This window comes from Gallibacterium genomosp. 2 (genome assembly GCF_000771895.1).
GTDB lineage: Bacteria > Pseudomonadota > Gammaproteobacteria > Enterobacterales > Pasteurellaceae > Gallibacterium.
Map to the genome: position 1 here is coordinate 1 of NZ_JPXY01000080.1, position 1,077 is coordinate 1,077.

General features: G+C 40.9%; 2 protein-coding genes. Both read left to right on the forward strand.

Annotated elements, in window-relative coordinates:
* The first annotated feature begins 154 nt into the window (after positions 1-154).
* Positions 155-673 carry a hypothetical protein gene (locus P375_RS11925; RefSeq protein WP_039137332.1) on the forward strand — a complete coding sequence of 173 codons (519 nt, stop codon included), beginning with the start codon at positions 155-157 and terminating at the stop codon, positions 671-673.
* On the forward strand, positions 627-1,077 hold a 451-nt coding region (locus P375_RS12485; protein ID WP_209434831.1), incomplete at its 3' end, for a GA-like domain-containing protein. The genes P375_RS11925 and P375_RS12485, both read left to right, overlap by 47 nt.

Below are 1,077 nucleotides of genomic sequence, written 5' to 3' on the forward strand. Positions count from 1 at the left end.
TTTATTAGATAGTATTCGCACTCTTGTAGATAGTTTAATCTATTTTTATTGTAGATAACTATAACGAATAGGGATCATCTTCAATTTTTATAGATTAGATGGCACAAGAAAAACGTTAAATAAATTTATCATCAGCCAAAAAAGGAGGGCTCTAATGAGTCTAATTTTAATCAAAGCAAAATCAGGACAGCGAATTGATTTAAGCAAAGTTGCCAAAAAAGGCAAATATGTTGAATTAGCTGTTGCTGGGGAAGAGTATCACGTTATAGACAGTGAAACGGGGAAAACTCCAGAAGATTTACAAGTTTCCCGTTCAGGCAGTGATCTCATCATAAAAAGCAAAAAAGACAAGATTGAAGTTATCATAGATGAATTTTGGGGCGAATGCAGCGCAGAACAGCAATGCTTTGCGGTGTTTGACAGTGCGGCACAAGGCACAGAGCAAGGCAAAGTAATCGTTACCCAAGTTGAAGCGGAAATGAGTGGTTTTAGTAGCAACGACATTGCCAGTGGAACATTAACAACCAGCTTAGAAAATGGACAAAGTTTTAGCCCTTGGGCATATGCAGCCGGTGCAGCAGCATTGCTCGGAGGCATTGCATTAGCCGCAGGCGGTGGAAGCAGTGGTGGCAAGGGATCATCCCATACTTGGGGGGGGGGTAGAAAGCACTAAGATTACCGCCGCCAAAGAAGCAGTTGAAGCCGCCGAAAAATCCTACCAACAAGTCAAAGATCTTCTTAAAAAAGCAAAAGAAGATAACCAAATCACAGACGAAGAAAGGTTAGCCCTTGAAGAAGCAAATCAAGCAATAAAAGACGCAAAAACAAAGGCAGAAGAAGCATTAAAAAACCTACCTAAAGATAAAGAACAAGAAGCACTGAAAGAAAGATTAGATGCCGTTAATCCCATTGAAATTCCCGAGAATGGCGGAAATCCGTCAACAGATCCAGAACAACCAACTCCAACAGACCCTACAGACAATCAAGGCAATACAGGAAAAGACAAACCGGATGTTGGAGGACAGGATAAAGATCCTGCGTTAGAAAATGCAGAGAAATTAGTCAAAGAGGCGGAAG

Excerpts from the sequence above, each read along its gene's own strand:
- P375_RS11925 (WP_039137332.1), top strand. The coding sequence starts at position 155 with ATGAGTCTAATTTTAATCAAAGCAAAATCAGGACAGCGAATTGATTTA.